General features: G+C 62.8%; 14 protein-coding genes and 1 pseudogene. 4 read left to right on the forward strand and 11 right to left on the reverse strand.

The window, feature by feature from the left end; genetic code table 11:
- Window positions 1-18: 18 nt before the first annotated feature.
- Complete coding sequence (locus ACP7DD_RS17180; RefSeq protein WP_426176012.1) at window positions 19-966, reverse strand: diguanylate cyclase; 948 nt, start codon at window positions 964-966, stop codon at window positions 19-21.
- Between the two features lie 136 nt (window positions 967-1,102).
- Here ACP7DD_RS17180 and ACP7DD_RS17185 point away from each other — a divergent pair, with 136 nt between their 5' ends.
- Window positions 1,103-1,897 carry a helical backbone metal receptor gene (locus ACP7DD_RS17185; protein ID WP_426176013.1) on the forward strand — a complete coding sequence of 265 codons (795 nt, stop codon included), beginning with the start codon at window positions 1,103-1,105 and terminating at the stop codon, window positions 1,895-1,897.
- 53 nt (window positions 1,898-1,950) lie between these two features.
- Here ACP7DD_RS17185 and ACP7DD_RS17190 read toward each other — a convergent pair whose 3' ends face one another.
- The 6 genes from ACP7DD_RS17190 to ACP7DD_RS17215 form a co-directional block, all read right to left on the reverse strand.
- Window positions 1,951-2,319, reverse strand: coding sequence for an HPF/RaiA family ribosome-associated protein (locus ACP7DD_RS17190; protein WP_426176014.1), 369 nt, complete (start codon window positions 2,317-2,319; stop codon window positions 1,951-1,953).
- 105 nt (window positions 2,320-2,424) lie between these two features.
- On the reverse strand, window positions 2,425-3,120 hold the full coding sequence (locus ACP7DD_RS17195) for a DUF1345 domain-containing protein (RefSeq protein ID WP_426176015.1): 696 nt from the start codon (window positions 3,118-3,120) through the stop codon (window positions 2,425-2,427).
- Window positions 3,117-3,620 (reverse strand): GNAT family N-acetyltransferase, encoded by a 504-nt coding sequence (locus ACP7DD_RS17200; protein ID WP_426176016.1) that lies wholly within the window; start codon window positions 3,618-3,620, stop codon window positions 3,117-3,119. Before ACP7DD_RS17200 ends, ACP7DD_RS17195 begins: the two co-directional genes overlap by 4 nt.
- Window positions 3,621-3,635: 15 nt before the next feature.
- Window positions 3,636-4,883 carry an MFS transporter gene (locus ACP7DD_RS17205; RefSeq protein WP_426176017.1) on the reverse strand — a complete coding sequence of 416 codons (1,248 nt, stop codon included), beginning with the start codon at window positions 4,881-4,883 and terminating at the stop codon, window positions 3,636-3,638.
- A 98-nt stretch (window positions 4,884-4,981) separates the two neighbouring features.
- The gene (locus ACP7DD_RS17210; protein WP_426176018.1) at window positions 4,982-5,725 is read right to left on the reverse strand and encodes a class I SAM-dependent methyltransferase; all 744 of its coding nucleotides are present in this window, start codon (window positions 5,723-5,725) and stop codon (window positions 4,982-4,984) included.
- An 88-nt stretch (window positions 5,726-5,813) separates the two neighbouring features.
- Window positions 5,814-6,845, reverse strand: coding sequence for a CDP-6-deoxy-delta-3,4-glucoseen reductase (locus ACP7DD_RS17215; protein WP_426176019.1), 1,032 nt, complete (start codon window positions 6,843-6,845; stop codon window positions 5,814-5,816).
- 12 nt (window positions 6,846-6,857) lie between these two features.
- On the opposite strand from ACP7DD_RS17215, the gene ACP7DD_RS17220 reads away from it, so the two are divergent.
- Together ACP7DD_RS17220 and ACP7DD_RS17225 are read left to right on the forward strand one after the other, a co-directional pair.
- Complete coding sequence (locus ACP7DD_RS17220) at window positions 6,858-7,763, forward strand: SDR family oxidoreductase (RefSeq protein ID WP_426176020.1); 906 nt, start codon at window positions 6,858-6,860, stop codon at window positions 7,761-7,763.
- 23 nt (window positions 7,764-7,786) lie between these two features.
- Entirely contained in the window at window positions 7,787-8,035 is a 249-nt protein-coding gene (locus tag ACP7DD_RS17225; protein WP_426176021.1) for a hypothetical protein, read from the forward strand.
- 43 nt (window positions 8,036-8,078) lie between these two features.
- On the opposite strand, the gene ACP7DD_RS17230 is transcribed toward ACP7DD_RS17225, so the two are convergent.
- Complete coding sequence (locus ACP7DD_RS17230) at window positions 8,079-10,898, reverse strand: TonB-dependent receptor domain-containing protein (protein WP_426176022.1); 2,820 nt, start codon at window positions 10,896-10,898, stop codon at window positions 8,079-8,081.
- A gap of 735 nt (window positions 10,899-11,633) precedes the next feature.
- Between ACP7DD_RS17230 and ACP7DD_RS17235 the strand changes: the two genes are divergently transcribed.
- On the forward strand, window positions 11,634-11,900 hold the full coding sequence (locus ACP7DD_RS17235) for a hypothetical protein (protein WP_426176048.1): 267 nt from the start codon (window positions 11,634-11,636) through the stop codon (window positions 11,898-11,900).
- 351 nt (window positions 11,901-12,251) lie between these two features.
- On the opposite strand, the pseudogene ACP7DD_RS17240 reads toward ACP7DD_RS17235, so the two are convergent.
- The 3 genes and pseudogenes from ACP7DD_RS17240 to ACP7DD_RS17250 form a co-directional block, all read right to left on the reverse strand.
- Window positions 12,252-12,482, reverse strand: a pseudogene (locus ACP7DD_RS17240) (glycine-rich domain-containing protein-like); the annotation flags it as partial.
- Between the two features lie 332 nt (window positions 12,483-12,814).
- A complete protein-coding gene (locus ACP7DD_RS17245) occupies window positions 12,815-13,504 on the reverse strand; it encodes a glycine-rich domain-containing protein (RefSeq protein WP_426176023.1) in 690 nt (229 codons plus the stop codon).
- 294 nt (window positions 13,505-13,798) lie between these two features.
- Entirely contained in the window at window positions 13,799-15,664 is a 1,866-nt protein-coding gene (locus tag ACP7DD_RS17250) for a CHASE domain-containing protein (protein ID WP_426176049.1), read from the reverse strand.
- Window positions 15,665-15,731: the final 67 nt, after the last annotated feature.

A 15,731-nucleotide genomic window follows, 5' to 3' on the forward strand; every position in this document is an offset into this window, starting at 1 on the left:
ATTTACAAATTTATGTTTCTACAAGGAGACGCGGTCGCGGCCGGCTTCCTTGGCGCGGTACAGCGCGGAATCGGCGGCGGCCAGCAGTTGCATCTCGTCCATGTCGGCGCCGAGGCAGGCCACGCCGAAGGAGCCCGTCAGCTGCGGCAGCGGCAGGCGCATGTCGTCGAAAATGACGGCTTTGCGCAAGCGCTGGCATAGCCGCTCGGCCACCATCCGCGCCAGGTTTTCGCTCGTGTCGGGCAGGATGACGAGCATCTCTTCGCCGCCGTAGCGCACCGCATAGTCGGACGGGCGCAGCGCGGCATTGATGACGCCGGCCGCGGCGCGCAACGCGTCATCGCCGGCCAGGTGGCCATGGGTGTCGTTGAAGCGCTTGAAGTGGTCGAGGTCGATCATGACGAGCGACAAGGGACCCTCGGCGCGCAGCGCGGTCGACACCATCTTCGGCAGCATGTCGTTGAGCCAGGCGCGATTGTAGAGGCCGGTCAGGCCATCGTTCATCGACAGCTGGCGATAAAATTCGCCGAGCTTCTGGCGCCGCCGCAGCAGCGCGCTGGCGGCGCGGATGCGAAACGACAGCAGCCGCAACAGATTGCGGGCAACGCCATTCGACTCGTCGATCAGCTGCCACACGAGGTCCGCTTCGATGACCAGCAGCTCGGTGTCGTCGACCGCGGTGATGTCGGCCAGGTTGGTCGCTTCGTCCAGCACAGATTGCTCGCCGACGCTTTCGCCGCGTAGAATCTTGCTGATGGTGCCGTCGGCCGCCGCCTCGGCCAGCGCGCCGCGCAGCACGATGTACAGGCGCGCGCGGAAAGTGTCCTGCAGCCGCTTGCCATCGGCGAGACGAACAATGGCACACCGCGCCAGCGCGGCGGCAATGTGCTGTTCGTCTGCATCGCGAAACAGTTGCAGCTCGCCGATGCGGTAGGCGGAGGCCCCGAAGGTGCCGATGTGTTCCACAGTAATCCTCTTTGCGTATTACAAATATAATTCTTATAAGCAATAGCATGATAGCGCATTGCCACGGCCACAAGGCACTGGCGCCCGATAAACAACAGTGTTTCAATAGCCGCTACACGCCACACCTGGAGAGCGCATGACCCTGATCGACGCCGTTGGCGCCCGCCACATCCCCGACCCGGCAGCTCGCATTGTCTCGCTGGTGCCGTCGATCACCGAGTTGCTGTGCGACCTGGGCCTGGCCGCGCAAGTTGTCGGGCGCACCGGCTTTTGCATCCATCCCGCCGACATGGTGAAAAAAATCGCAAAAGTGGGCGGCACCAAAGATGTCAATATCGACAAGATCCGGCGCCTGGCGCCGACCCACCTGGTCGTCAACATCGACGAGAACGAGAAGCCGACGGTCGAGGCGCTGGCCGAATTGGTGCCGCATATCATCGTGACCCACCCTCTGGCGCCGCGCGACAACCTCGACCTGGCGCGCCTGCTGGGCGGCGTGTTCGGCGCCAATGCCGCGGCCGACGCCTGGTGCACGCAGTTCGAGGCCGAATACGCGGCCCTGCAGGCAACGCCGAAAGGCCCACCGCAGAGCATGCTGTACTGCATCTGGCAGGACCCTTGGATGGCAGTGTCGCAGGATACCTATATCGCCCGCATGATGGCCGAGATCGGCTGGAGCGTGCCGCAGCTGGACGACGCGTCGCGCTATCCGCGCTTCGAGTGGAGCGATCAATTGGTGGCGCGCATCGATGGCGTGCTGCTGTCGACCGAGCCGTACCGTTTCACCGAGGCGCACGCGGACGCCTTGGAGCGCCAGATCGGCAAGCCGGTGCACCTGGTCGATGGAGAAATGATGTCGTGGTACGGCAGCCGTTCGCTGGCAGGCTTGCGCTACCTGCGCCAGATTGCCAACGGCAATCTGCTGGCCTAAAAGAAAAGGCGGCCACGCGGGCCGCCTCGTTGCATCCCGCCGCGAGGCAGGAATTATTCGTTGACTTCGTCGAGCGTCTGGTCGGCCAGGGTCGGCGTGCGGTGCAGCTGCTTGTCGTGCAGGCGGCCGAGGGCGCTGTCGATGGCGCGCTTGAGCTTGTCGGCGGCGCCGGAGATGGCCATGTGCAAGGTCGCCGCATGGTCGCTGACGGCAATTGGCTGGTAGCCGGTAACCCGTGCTTCGAGCATGCAGCGGTTGCCGCCGTCTGCCGATTTCTGGCTGTTCTCGTCACTGAGGTGCACTTGAACGCGCGTAATGTGTTCGCCAAATCGGCCAATCGCAGCATTTACGACGGACTCGACATGGTCGTCCAGTCCTTGATGGCGTTCGATGGTCTTGTCGGTATTGATGTTGATTTGCATAAGTCACTCCTGGTTGTTCATCAAGTGCTCGCCCCAACCTCGGGCTTGGTTCACTGATTTATCTTACACCTTTCGACGATTTGACAACGCTCTGCTGGAACGGCGTCAGGACTTGATCAGTCCTGCGGCAATGTTGATCGACAGTCCGAGGATGACCAGGTTGAAAAAGAAGTTAAGTACCGAATGCCCGAGCGCCAGCTTGCGCATGCCGCGCGTCATGATGGCGACGTCGGACGTCTGCACCGCCACCGTGATGGTGAAAGAGAAATACAGGAAGTCCCAGTAGTCCGGTTCCAGCTCGCCTTCCGGGAATTTCAGCGGTGGCGACTGGCCGCTAGCGCGGTAATACGCATGCGCATAGTGAAAGCAGAACAGCGCGCCGACCAGCAGCCACGAGCCAACCAGGGTCGTCACAGTCAGCAGATAACGCATCACCCGCTCCGTTCCTTGCGCGCCGGCCAGTTCGCTCAATTCGAAAAAGATCGCGCACATGCTGAACACGGCGCCCACCAGCAGCGTCACCAGCACCAGCGCCGCACTCTCGTCCTGCTTGGCTGCAATCTCTCGGACGCGATGATGATCGGCGCGCGTGATCAGCCACATCATGAAGACGAGGTACGACCACACCGCGGCGTTCCACCCCACCAGCGCGCGCGTCATGATGGTGATGCTGTCGGGAAGCAGCGGCGCCAGCACCGCGCCGAACAGGATGGCCAGCGACAGATGCGGCCGGCTGCGGATGAAACGGTGCAGCAAGGTCGGCTGCCTGGAAGGCTTGGTGTCGGGGGAAGTGTCGGTCATAGCGACGTATTACACCACATCAACTGCTCGCTGGCCGTGTTGCGCGCGGTAACCTGGAATCCCAGCGCCACGTAGAGGCGCCGCGCACGTGGATTACTGTGGTGCACCGACAGCGTCAGCGGCATCGCCATATTCTGCGCGCATGCTTGCAGTGCGCGCAGAATATGGCTGCCAAGCCCATGCCCGCGGGCAGCCGGCAACAGCGCCATGTCGACCAGCCTCAGCGCAGCCGCGCCGGCATCGATGACGATGCGCCCGCACGGTGAGCCGGACTGTTCCAGCAGCAGGTAGTGCGCGTTCGGAAAGGCCTGGCGATAGTCGGCCGCCTGCAAGCGCTGCTGCATGCCGATGATCGACGCCACCAGCGTGGGATCGGCGGTGGCCGATTGCAGGTCGGTGCGGGTCGAGGCGTACAGGCGGGCAAGAAAATCGGCGTCGGCCGGGTCCGGTGCGCGTATCTGGAGCGGCGCCAGCAGCGCGGCGAGGGCATCAAGCTGCATCGTGACAAAGCGCCGCTAGGGCGCCAGCTCCTTGTCGTGGTGCGGAAGGCGGTCCATGCGCGAGAGCACGGGAAACGCCCACGCCCAGATGCCGGTAACGGTCAGCGTCAAGGCGCCGCCGAGCAGGATTGCGCGCACCAGCCCGAACCAGCTGGCCGTCATGCCCGATTCGAATTCGCCCAGCTCGTTGGAGGCGCCGATGAAGACCGAATTGACGGCGCTGACGCGGCCGCGGATGTCGTCCGGCGTTTCAAATTGCACCAGCAGGTGGCGGATGTAGACACTGACCATGTCGCCCGCGCCAAGCAGAAACAATGCCACGAGCGCGACGGCAAAGCTGCTGGTGCTGCCCAGCACCAGGGTCGCCGCGCCGAAGACGGCGACGCCGCCGAACATGAAGGCGCCGACATGGCGGCGGATCGGCGCCATCGCCAGCGCCACCGAACACAGCACGGCGCCGGCGCCGGGCGCGGTGCGCAGCAGGCCCAGTCCGGTCGGGCCCACCTGCAGCACGTCGCGGGCATACGCCGGCAGCAGCGCGGTGACGCCGCCGAACAGCACGGCGAACAGGTCGAGCGAAATGGCGCCGAGCACGATCGGCCGCGAGCGCACGAAGCGCAGGCCTTCGAGCACGGTATGCCAGCTGGCCGGCTCGGTATTGGCCGCCTGCGGCGCGCTGCGCGTTTTGCTCATCAAGAAAATCGACAGCAGCAGCAACGTGACGGCGGTCAGGTAGACGCTGCGCGGACCGGCCAGGTACAGCAGGCCGCCCAGTACCGGGCCGGCGATGACGGCAACGTGGAAGGCCGACGAACTGAGCGCGACGGCCTGGCTGAAGCTCTCGAGCGGAACCATGTTTTTCAATATCGCCTGGGTCGCCGGCATCATGAACGCGCGCGCGCTGCCGAACAGCACCAGGATGGCGAACACCGGCCACACCACGTGCCTGCCGCTGAGCGTAAAGGCAAGCAGCAGCAGTGAGCACAGCAGCTGCACGCCCATGCAGAGGACGATGATGTTGCGGCGGTTGTAGCGGTCGGCGGCGTGGCCGGCGAACAGGATCAGCACCAGGAAGGGCGCAAACTGCGCCAGGCCGATCAGGCCGAGGTCGAACAGGTCGCCGGTGATGTCATACACTTGCCAGCCAATCGCCACGCTTTGCATCTGGATCGCCAAGGTGCCGAGCACGCGCGCCGACAGGTAACAGGCGAAGTTGCGGTTGCGCAGGACGGCGAAACCGCTGGAAGAAGAGGTGAGGGACATGGACGCTTCATTGACAAGATGCTGTCAGGAATTATGCCCGATGTCTATCAGGCGCGCTGGCCACGCGCCTTTCGCGCTTTTCCAACGCTTGCGTCGTGCTATCGCTTGACGAAGTGCAGCGCGAACTTGTCGTCCGGCTTGCCTTCCATCTTGAAGAACGGCTGGTCGCGTGGGTCGCCCGGCGCGCGCAGGTAGTCCGATTTGGTCTCCAGCGCAAAGCCGGCCCTGGTCACTTCCGCCACCACCGCCACCTCGTCGATCCGGTGCAGCGTGTTGGTCGCGGTCAGGCCGCTGCCTTCCTTGGCAGCGTTATCGATGATCACCAGCGCGCCGCCCGGCTTGAGCGCGTCGTACAGGTGCTTGTTCATCGCGGCCCGGTCGGCTGGCGTATTGACGATGTCGTGATACGACATGTCAATGGTGATCAGGTCGAGCGGGGGTGTGCCGGCCGGCACTGGATTGTCGAACGGCGCCACCACCGGACGCAGGTTCGGCATCGGCGAGGCGGCCAGGCGCGCGTCGAGCTTGGGCGACGGCTTGGCGCTTTGCGCCCACACTTGCCCGCTCGGGCCGACCGCGGCGGCCAGCAGCGCCGAGGTGGCGCCGCCGCCGGCGGCGACGTCGAGCACCTTCATGCCGGGCCGCACCTTGGCGAACGCGAGGAACTCGGCAGGCTTGCGCCTGGCGTCGCCCTTGCGGTCGTCATCGAGGCGCGCCGGGTTGGTGATCGCGGCCTTGTACTGGGCCGCGGCATCCTGCGTCAGCACCGGTGCGGCAAGCGCGGTGGCGCAGGCGGCGAGCAGGGCGTGGATGAGGTGGCGGGCGAAGCGCTGCCGGTGCATGTGAAATCCCTTCAGAGAAATGCGGAATACCCGAACACGGGGAAAGCTACCGACAAACTACCTCAAAAGCCGGCCCGGCGGCGAGACGTTATGACTGGGCCAGATCCGCTTCGCTGGTAAACGCGTCGGCGAAGAATTCTTCGGCCGGCAACTTGCCCAGGGCAACGTAATCGCGCCGCGCCGAATCGACCACGATCGGCGAGCCGCAGGCATACACGTGGTGACCGGCCAGGTCGGGCAGGTCTTGCAGCACAGCAGCGTGGACGAAGCCGGTGCGCCCGCTCCAGCGGTCTTCGGGCAAGGGATCGGACACCACCGGCACGTAACGGAAGTTCGGCAAGATCATCGCCCATTGCTCGCACAGTTCGTTCATGTACAGGTCGTGCGGCCGGCGCCCGCCCCAGTACAGGCTGACCGGGCGCGTCGACTTCAGGTGGATCAAGTGTTCGACCAGCGCCTTGACGGGCGCAAAACCGGTGCCGGACGCCAGCAGCACGATCGGCTTGTCGGATTCCTCGCGCAGGAAAAACGTGCCGTGCGGACCCTCGAAGCGCAAGATGTCGCGCTCCTTCATCGTATTGAAGACATGATCGGTAAACAGGCCACCCGGCATGTGGCGAACGTGCAAGGTCAGCGGCGAGTCGAGGCTGCTTGGCGCATTGGCCATGCTGTAGCTGCGCCGCTTGCCGTCCTTCAGCAGGAATTCGACATACTGGCCGGCGCGATAGGCCAGCGCTTCGTTGGCCGGCAGCTGCAGGCTCATGATGATGACGTCCGGCGCCACCTTGTCGAGCTTGGCCACGCGCGACGGCATCTTGCGCACGGGATACTCGCTGCTTCCCGACACTTCGCGCGCTTCGATCACCAGGTCGGACGAGGCGAGCGCGCAGCAAAACAGCGAAAAGCCGCCGGCCGCTTCCTGCTCCGACAGCGCGCGCTGCTGGTGCGCCTTGTGCGTCACCTGGCCCTCGACGACCTTGCCCTTGCACGAGCCGCAGGCGCCATTCTTGCAGCCGTACGGCAGGCCAATGCCGGAGCGGATCGCAGCGGAAAGGACGGTTTCGTCCGTCTCGCACTCGAAGCGATGCCCGCTGGGCTGGACAGTGATCTGGAAAGTCATACAATCCTCAACATGAAAAACACGATAAAACTGAAAACAAAGCAAAAAATTGGCTTGCCGCGCCTGTTGATCATCGGCTGCGGCGATGTCGGCATGCGCCTGCTGCCGTTGGTGCGCGACCGCTTCCGCGTGTTTGCCGTCACCAGCAGCCCGGAGCGGCGCGCCGAACTGCGCGCGGCCGGCGCGATTCCGATCGTCGCCGACCTCGACAAGCCGGCCAGCCTGCAACGCCTGGCGCGGCTGGCACCGAACGTGGTCCACCTGGCGCCGCCGCAAGGCGACGGCAGCCTCGACAAGCGCACGCGCAACCTGACCGCCATTCTACCTGACGGTGCCAGGCTGGTTTATGTCAGCACTACCGGGGTGTACGGTGATTGCCAGGGCGCGTTGATCGACGAAACGCGCCCTGTTGCGCCGCACAATGCGCGCGCCCGCCGCCGCGTCGATGCCGAGCGCGTGCTGCGCGACTGGGCCCGGCGCGCGCGCGCTCGCCTGGCGATCGTGCGCGCGCCGGGCATCTACGCGCGTGAACGGCTGCCGCTGGCGCGCTTGCAGCAGGGCACGCCCGCGCTGATCGCACAGGACGACGTCTACACCAACCACATCCACGCCGACGACCTGGCCGTCATCGTCGCGCTGGCGCTGTTTCGCGCCTTGCCGGGGCGGGTGTACCACGCCGTCGACGACACGCACATGCTGATGGGGGATTACTTCGACAGCGTGGCCGATGCGTTCGGCCTGGCGCGCCCGCCGCGGGTGGCGCGCGCCGAGCTGGCCGCCGAGGTGTCGCCGATCAAGCTGTCGTTCATGTCCGAATCGCGCCGCATCGACAACGGGCGCATCAAGGCCGAACTGGGCGTGCGGCTGCGCTATCCGCAGGTGCTCGGCGCGCTGGCCGGGATGGCGCTGTTAAAATGACGCCCTGAACAAGGAAAAGCGCCATGACCTACGAAGAATACCTGGACGAAGTAACCACCATCCTCACCGAACTGTACGACCTGGAGGACGCCGCCGCCATCAAGCTGGTGGTCGACGCGCAAGACGCGGAGTTTTTCGTCCAGCATGACGACAAGCCGGACATGTGCACGCTCGAGCAAGCCAAGAAGGATGCCGTCACGCTGTTCGAGGCCAAGCAGAACAAGTCGCAGACCCAAAAGAAGCAGCAGCAACGGGTGCGCGAGAAGAAATAATGTGGCGGGCCGCGGCCCGCCATCCGGATCGCTCCGTTGCCGGTCAGAATTTCAACGTGGCGCCAAACGTCACGTAGCGGCCGACCGCATCGTAGTTCTGCGGAAAGGTGTTACCGCTGTTGGTCAAGGTCGTGCCGATGGTGCCGCCGACAATTGGCGGGCGCTTGTTGGCCACGTTGTTGACGCTGACGGCCAGGCGCAGCATCTTGCTGACGTTCCACGCCGCGTTCAGGTCGACGTAGTGATACGCATCGATCTTGGCAAACGCCGGCAGGAAGTCGGTGCCGCCCGGTTCCTCGATGACGCCGCTCAGATAGCGCCAGTTGTACCCCACCGCCAGGGCGCCGATCGTCCAGGTCGTGCGCTGGCTGAACTTGCGCTTGTAGATCGGCGCGCCGCACGCGACGCTGTAGTAGCCGAGGCAATTGCGTTCCAGCGACGCCGGCGTTGCACGAAACTTGAAGCTCTCCACCCGGGTGAAGCCGCCGCTGAAGTCGAGGCTGCCGAGCCGCGGGTCGGAGGTCGCTTTCATCCGGTAGGCGACATTCACATCGACGCCGCTGGTGCTTTGCGTGCCCAGGTTCGACAGCGCCGTGCGCACCCCTTTCGCCTCGACGCCGTTGAACGTGCCGTTGATCGTGTTGCGCCCGATTAGCGCGCACGAGGCGTTCAGCTGCAGGCTCGGATTGAACGCGGTGCTGTAGCAGCCGTCGAGGATGTCGGTGGTCGTCGGGCTCGAAATGGCATGGTCGATGTCGATCTTGTAGTAGTCGACCGTCAGCGCCAGTTTCGGCACCGGTCCCCACACGAAGCCGATGGTCCTGGTGTTCGCCTGCTCCGGTCCCAGCGCGGAGTTGCCGCCGGTCTGGGTGCCGATCTGGCTTGACGACGGCGCCGGCAAGCTGCCGATGTCGCCTTGCGGCACGCCGGTCAGCCGGCACAGGTTCGACAAGGTGCCGGCCACGTTCGACGTTGCCTGGCTGATCCGGTTGCCCTGGCAAGGATCGACGGCCAGGTTCGACAGGCCGGGCACGACGGGCGCGAACAATTCGTTGACGTTCGGCGCGCGCGTGGCCTTCTGCACCATGCCGCGCAGCCGCAGCGACCTGACCGGCGCCCATTCGCCGCCGTATTTCCAGCTGCCGTAGTCGTGCGCCATGCCCGTAGTGGAAAAAGCGGTTTGCCGATATCCGAGTTCCAAACTGAGGGACTTGATGAACGGTTTGTCGCTGACCAGCGGCACCAGCATTTCCAGCGCGTATTCGCGCAGCCTGAAGGCGCCTGAGCGGTCCGGCGTCGTTGCGGCATTGCCGAGCACTTCGCCGGCAACTTGCAGCGCGGCGTCGGACTGTGTCGATGCCGCGACCTTGCGCTGCTCGAGCGACAGCGCCAGCGTGATCGGCTGGCCGGCTAGCGGACTTGCCAGCCGGCCCAGGTTGCCGGAGACTGTCAGCGCACCGACATGCTGCTGCACCGCCTGCAGCAGCAGGGTGCTCAGGTTGATGAATCCGAGCTGGGCCGGCGTGATCGAGCCGGCGGCGCCGAATACGTCCAGCGGTACGCAGCCGTTGGCCGGGTTGACGCAGTTCGGGCGGTTGAGCGCGTTGAGCGCCTGGCTCACTTTCGACTGCGATCCCCAGTTGCGGCGAATCTGCACCTGGCCGGCGGTGCCGCGGCTCCAGTACGCATCGTACGTCCAATCGCCTGCCAGCTCGCCCTTCAGGCCAAGGTTGTACTGCAGCGTCTTGCTGTCGAAGTCGAAGTAGCGCGGGCCCAGTTCGACGAAGCGGCGGTTGATCAGCAGCGCGACGATGGTGGGATTGCCTTCGACGCAGCTGGCGGCGGGAATGGCGCGGCGCGCGCACAACTGCTGGCGCGCCGGCGCCGGAATAAACGGGTTACCGATAGGCACGTTGTAGGTGCTGCCGAAGGTGCCGGTCGCGCCAAGCACGACACCGACCTTGCTATGGGTGTAGAACAGTTCGGCATACGCTTCGGCGTGCCGGTTGAACCTGAAGTTGCCGAGCGAAGTGGCCTGGGTGCGGTCAAGTGGCGTCTGATAATACGTCATTGGATTGGCGTTGTAGAGCTGCACCGGTTGCACTAGCGCCCCGCTGGTGGGGTTGATTTGCCAGGTTCCAGCCAGCGCATCGGTGCCGCAACAGCTTTTCGCCACCGAGAACGTGGATGGCACCGTTGTCGCGGAGCCGGTCTCTGCCCCGGTAACCGAGTTCAGGCTGCTGATGCCGTAACTGCGTGCGCCCTGGGTCAGCGGGTCGGCGTTGGTTTTTTCCACGCTGAGTACGACGTTGCCGCCGTTGTCGGCCAAGTTGGCGCCGATGGTCAGGTCGGTGCGGCGACCGCTTGTGTCGCGCTGTTCTGTGGTGGCGCCGTACGACGTGGCCAGTTCGACGCCGGTGAAGTTGCGCTTGAGGTTGAAGTTGACGACGCCGGCGACCGCGTCGGCGCCGTACGCGACCGATGCGCCGCCGGTCATCAGGTCGACCCGGCTGATCAATGCAAGCGGAATGGCGTTGGTGTCGACCGCGCCGGCCAGGCTGAACGGCACCAGGCGGCGGCCGTTGATGAGCACCAGCGTGCGGTTCGGGCCCAGTCCGCGCAAATCGATGGTGGCGGCGCCGAGGTTGCCATTATTGGTGCCCGGGCCGATTGCCGGCACGGCGGCTGGCAAGTGCTTGAAGACCTCCTCGATTGCGATCGGCTGGGCGGCGTGGATGTCATTGGCACTTATCGATGCAATCGGGCTATTCGAATTGGCGCCTGGCGTAGTGATCCTCGTCCCGGTCACTTGCACCACCGCCAAGTTCTCTTGCGCGGCCAGCGGCGGCGCTGTGCCAATCAAGCCACATAGCATTCCGCCATAAAACATCCGCCGTATCGAACGTGACAATTCCTTTTCACGGATCATTTTTTGCCTCCGGTTTTGCATCAGTTTGGCGGTCCGCGTCAGCGCGACGGATGCCAGCGGCGGACATGCCACCCCGGCACTCGCGATCGGCCTGGCCAAGGTGTTGCCGATGCTAAATCCATAAGACCATAGCCGCCGCAATAGCGTCATCTCGCAGTTATGCTAGGTAGTAATGTATTTACGCAACAACTGGCACCCATGCGCGATGGCACACGATTGAGATCGGTCATTCCGAAAATGCGCCTCGGTCCTATCGGGGAGCAATATCTCATCAGGATCTTTCGGTATGTGATCACTGCCATGGACAGTCAAATTACCCATCCAACCAAAGAGCAGGTGCGCGCCTACACGTTGCGGCGCGAAGCGGAGTGCCGTCCGCCGCCGCCGCTGGCGGAAATTCGCCGCCAGCTCGGCCGGCGCATCGCTCCCGCCGACCCAGTGCCGGCCACTCGTATTCGACTGGATATTCGGTTCGTCTCGCGCGTTCGCCGCCGCCGGTAGCGCCAAATAAGTCTCGCTTAAGAAAACGCCAAGTCCGGTGTGTATCATTTCCTGAACGATCGCAGCCACTGCAAGGCTGGATCGCGCAGGACACGCCACCATTAATCTATGAAGGCGACATGGCGCAGGCAATGGCGCCGACTCGCCTTCTTTCGAAGGAATCAGGACATGGCAAAGACACTTCCGCCGGCAGCCGTTTACAACCCCGACAATCTGCTCGACGCGATTATCGCGAAGCTGAAACTCAAAAACGATGCAGCGCTGTCGCGCGCATTGAAGGTGGCACCACCAGTTATCAGCAAGATTCGTCACCGAACCTTGCCGATCGGCGCCACCATCCTGTTGCGCATGCACGACGTGAGCGACTTCAGCATTCGCGAGCTGCGCGCCCTGATGGCGAGCCCGAAAAAATCCGGCATGCGTTCGGCCGCCTGACAACTGATTTTGCCTACGCCGCGGCGCCCGATAGAGTAGGGCGTAATTGAACGAAGGCCCGGCCAATGCTGACGGGCCGGTCGAGACAGACGACGCCATGTTTCCTGGAGCGATCGACCAGGCGACGGGCGGGGTCAGGCCGTCATCGCTGCGGTGAGAAGTTGTATTCTCCACGCGCGCACAAGCTGGCGTTTCCCGGTACGTGATTTCTCCGCCAAAGGTCTGTGCATACAAATCGCGCATGCGATCGCCGACACAGCGATGGAATTCCAGGTCATCTTCGCCGCGCAGCCCGACGTAGGGAAAATGGTGGAGGAAATAGCCGAGCACGGCGTCACAGTCGGCGGCGTATTTCATCGTATCGAGAATGTGGTAATGCCAAAACACATCGACATCGAACAGCGGCGCGACCTGCTCATGAGGGAACTTCTTTATCAAATACAGAAAACGGCGATAGTCGAATTCGACCTCGTCTGCGTATGCGCGCGTCCACCCTTCGCCGGATTCCTTGTGCATCAGTTTTACCTTGATTGCGTCCAGGTCGAGCGCCTCAATAGGCGCGAAGTGATGTGCAAAGTTCATTTTGTTGTTCTCCGATGAAAAGATGAAGTAACTCCCAAAAGCGATTTGGCCGTTTTTTTGGCGGCCTCAAGCGTTTGACAGGGATCAACTATCGGTCGGTTATCGAAATACCAATTTGATGTAGATCAATCGAAGATGGACTTCCCGTTGTGCATAGCAAGCACGACAAGCGGAAGTGCTGCCACATGGTCGGCATGCGGATCGCGTCACAGGACAGGGGAGGGGGTGTAAACGGTTAAAACACAGATTGTGTGCTGGATGAATCGTTCATTGCGACGTGTCGTCGGCTAACCAAGCACCTGCTTGCCGACGACCTCACATCCACATCGACACTACGCTGCCATGGCCGACGTTTGGCGCGAATAAACGATATCATTTTGCGCCGCCGCGGCCACCCCGCCGGCGATCGCCATGGCTCCCTGACACCAGGCAGCTTTCATCATTACTCCCTGGCACCAGGAAGTCTTCTCCAGTGCGCCTTGGCACCAAGCGGATTTCGTCATCAACCCCTGGCACCAGGCCGTCGGCGACATCGTCCCGTGGCACCAGGCCGAGGTTGCCATTGCGCCCTGACACCATGCCGCGTTCGCCATCTTTCCAGGCACATTGACTGCTGCGTTACCGAGCTGGTCATCGCCGATGTACGCTGCGCCGAAGGTCGCTTCGTACAGTTCCTGCGTGCGTGTGCCGGTGCGATCACGGATGGCGGCGTCGTCTGCTTTGCCCTCCAACCCGCTGTACGGGAAATGATGCAGGAAGTGGCCAAAGACTTGGTGGCAATCGACGGCATACTTCATGGTGTCGAGAATGTGGTAGTGCCAGAAGATGTCGACGTCGAAGCGCGGCGCGATTTGCTCGTGAGGAAACAGTTTCGTCAAAGACAGAAAACGGCGGTAGTCGAATGCGACGGCATCGGCCTGTTTCTGCGTCCAGCCTTCGCCGGACTCCTTGTGCATCAATTTCATTTTGATCGCGGTAAAGTCCAGCTTGGCGATCGTATCGAGTTGCGCGTTCGAGTTCATGGCAATATCCTTTGTGTTGGAGTTGTAACTTTTGGTTGTTTTATACATCGAATTGCGACGGTGATCGTGCTGCTTGAAGGTCTTACTCGATTCAGGGCTGTCCTCGGGATTTCGGCGGGAATTTCTGACTGCTTGTATTGACTCGAAGCATTAAGGTGATTCTTGCTTACAAGTTGAAGCCTGGATTTGCGCTTGATCAATTATTTCTTGGCGTGGGATCGGAGCAACAGGCGGTCTTTCACCACCATGCTCGGCATTGCACTGACGTCGGTGTAGGAATGCGGTCAGTGCCGTTCAGACGAGTGCACCGGCGTGGTGCACGCCGCCGGTATCGATGAACTCGCCAGATCCGCGTAGCGCGACACGCATCGGAACGGCCACGCGTATGGTGGTGCCGTTGCCGGTTTCGCTGTGAATGTCGAATGTCCCGCCGATGATGTTGATGCGCTCCTCGATACCGACCAGGCCGAACGAGCCGGGCTTGTAACGGCCATCCGGGTGAAGGCCGATCCCATTGTCACCGACCGACATCCAGATCCAGTCGCGCTCGACGCGCAGCACCACCTGCACGCGCGTCGCGCGGGCGTGACGCGAAATATTACTCAGCGATTCCTGCAGGATGCGGAACAGCGCTGTAGCGCAGCGATCGCTGACAGCGATGTCCTGGTGGGTTTCCGCCAGATCGCATTCGATCCCTGTGCGCTGGCGAAACTGTGCGATCTGCCAGCCCACTGCCGCGCTCAGGCCAAGGTCGAGCACGTTCGGTCGAAGGTCGTTGATGATTTGGCGAACGCTCTTGATCGTCGCATCGATATGGTTGACGGTGGCCCGCGCGCGCGCGTGCAAGCGCGGATGCCGCTCACTCGTGCGTGCACAGAGCATGTCGGCCTCGATGCGAAGCACGAGCAGGTTTTGCCCCAGGTCGTCGTGAATTTCGCGCGCAATGCGTTTTCGTTCGTTTTCCTTGATGTGATCCGCATGTGCCGCAAGCCGCCGCAAGTTTTCGTTCGACATCTGCAGTTTCGCCTCGCTTGCGCGTAACTCCCGGGTCATGACTTCGGCGAGCGCGACCGCATTGCGGCGCGACGAACTGAGCGTTTGGAACAGAACGTACAGCAGCATGGTGCTGATAAAACCGGCCATCATGGCCAGCCAAGGGACGTTCGTATCGAAACCCGTATAGAGGTTCGATTTCCGGATACTGAAGTGGGCTTCCCATAGACGAAGGTTGTAGCCTATTGGCAAAGTTACGACGAAGGTCGCGCGGTTCGGCCGAGCCACTGGGGGGCGCGGCAATGCCGGAGTGGCCAAGCTGTCAAGTAGCACGCGAGGCGGTTCGGCGGGCAGCCCTTGCGACGGATTTGCGCGAACGCCGACGTCGGTCAGGGTCAGGCGCACGCCGTTCACAGGCATCTGGTCGATGACGCCCTCGATCAGTTTCTGTACGCGAAAGCCGATGCCGACGCTGCCGGCAAAAGCGGCGTGTCGCTCTTCGAGCGTGGTGGTCGGCATCCCCACCCGGTAAATCGGAATACGTAGCGCCAGCCCTGTCCGGTTGATGCCGGACAGGAATGGCACCGGAGTTGCCGAACCGGCCATCTGGCCCGTCTCGCGCGAGTTGCGATGCGACGGCAATTCGCCGTGTCCGGTGATGTCGACGCCGAAGCGATTCGCCCAGCCGGCAATCGGCTCGATGTAGGTGACCACGTTGTAGTACGGGCGCCGGCCCGGTGGCGTGATCTGAAACGGTGGATAGCCGTCAGAGAGCGCGGCCAATTCCTTACCCATCCTCGCTTCGAACGCCGGCCGCTCCGCCTCCGTCACATGGCGGGCGAAATTGACCGCTTCAATGCCCGGAAATTCCTTTTCCAGCGACAAGCCTTCGACATAGCGGTGAAACTGTTCGCGCGTAAGGTCGGACGAAGTCATGAACAAGCTCGCGCTGCCGCGCAGCACGTCGGTATAGCTCTTGATGCGGCCGTTAATGGCGGTTTGCACGCTGGAGGCCATATTTTGAAAGCGTTGTTGCGCGTCGCGTTCGATGGCGTTCGCCGTTGCGACGTAGAATATGGCGCCAACCGTACATGACAGCAGCACGCCGGTCCACGCTGCAGGCCGCGTAACCGATAGCGCTTTCATCGAGTCGGAGAGAAGTCGCATCACCCTTGGCTTTCGATCGCGACCTGCACGCGTTACGGCACGCTGCAAGTTCTTGGATTGATATAAT

The organism is Massilia sp. TWR1-2-2 (assembly GCF_049897565.1).
Taxonomy (GTDB): domain Bacteria; phylum Pseudomonadota; class Gammaproteobacteria; order Burkholderiales; family Burkholderiaceae_D; genus JAFCUW01.

Coding starts and splice junctions, on each gene's coding strand:
- ACP7DD_RS17195 (WP_426176015.1), bottom strand. CDS start 3,120: ATGACCGACACTTCCCCCGACACCAAGCCTTCCAGGCAGCCGACCTTG.
- ACP7DD_RS17210 (WP_426176018.1), bottom strand. CDS start 5,725: ATGCACCGGCAGCGCTTCGCCCGCCACCTCATCCACGCCCTGCTCGCC.
- ACP7DD_RS17235 (WP_426176048.1), top strand. CDS start 11,634: ATGGCAAAGACACTTCCGCCGGCAGCCGTTTACAACCCCGACAATCTG.
- ACP7DD_RS17200 (WP_426176016.1), bottom strand. CDS start 3,620: ATGCAGCTTGATGCCCTCGCCGCGCTGCTGGCGCCGCTCCAGATACGC.
- ACP7DD_RS17225 (WP_426176021.1), top strand. CDS start 7,787: ATGACCTACGAAGAATACCTGGACGAAGTAACCACCATCCTCACCGAA.
- ACP7DD_RS17220 (WP_426176020.1), top strand. CDS start 6,858: ATGAAAAACACGATAAAACTGAAAACAAAGCAAAAAATTGGCTTGCCG.
- ACP7DD_RS17245 (WP_426176023.1), bottom strand. CDS start 13,504: ATGAACTCGAACGCGCAACTCGATACGATCGCCAAGCTGGACTTTACC.
- ACP7DD_RS17215 (WP_426176019.1), bottom strand. CDS start 6,845: ATGACTTTCCAGATCACTGTCCAGCCCAGCGGGCATCGCTTCGAGTGC.
- ACP7DD_RS17185 (WP_426176013.1), top strand. CDS start 1,103: ATGACCCTGATCGACGCCGTTGGCGCCCGCCACATCCCCGACCCGGCA.
- ACP7DD_RS17250 (WP_426176049.1), bottom strand. CDS start 15,664: ATGCGACTTCTCTCCGACTCGATGAAAGCGCTATCGGTTACGCGGCCT.
- ACP7DD_RS17190 (WP_426176014.1), bottom strand. CDS start 2,319: ATGCAAATCAACATCAATACCGACAAGACCATCGAACGCCATCAAGGA.
- ACP7DD_RS17205 (WP_426176017.1), bottom strand. CDS start 4,883: ATGTCCCTCACCTCTTCTTCCAGCGGTTTCGCCGTCCTGCGCAACCGC.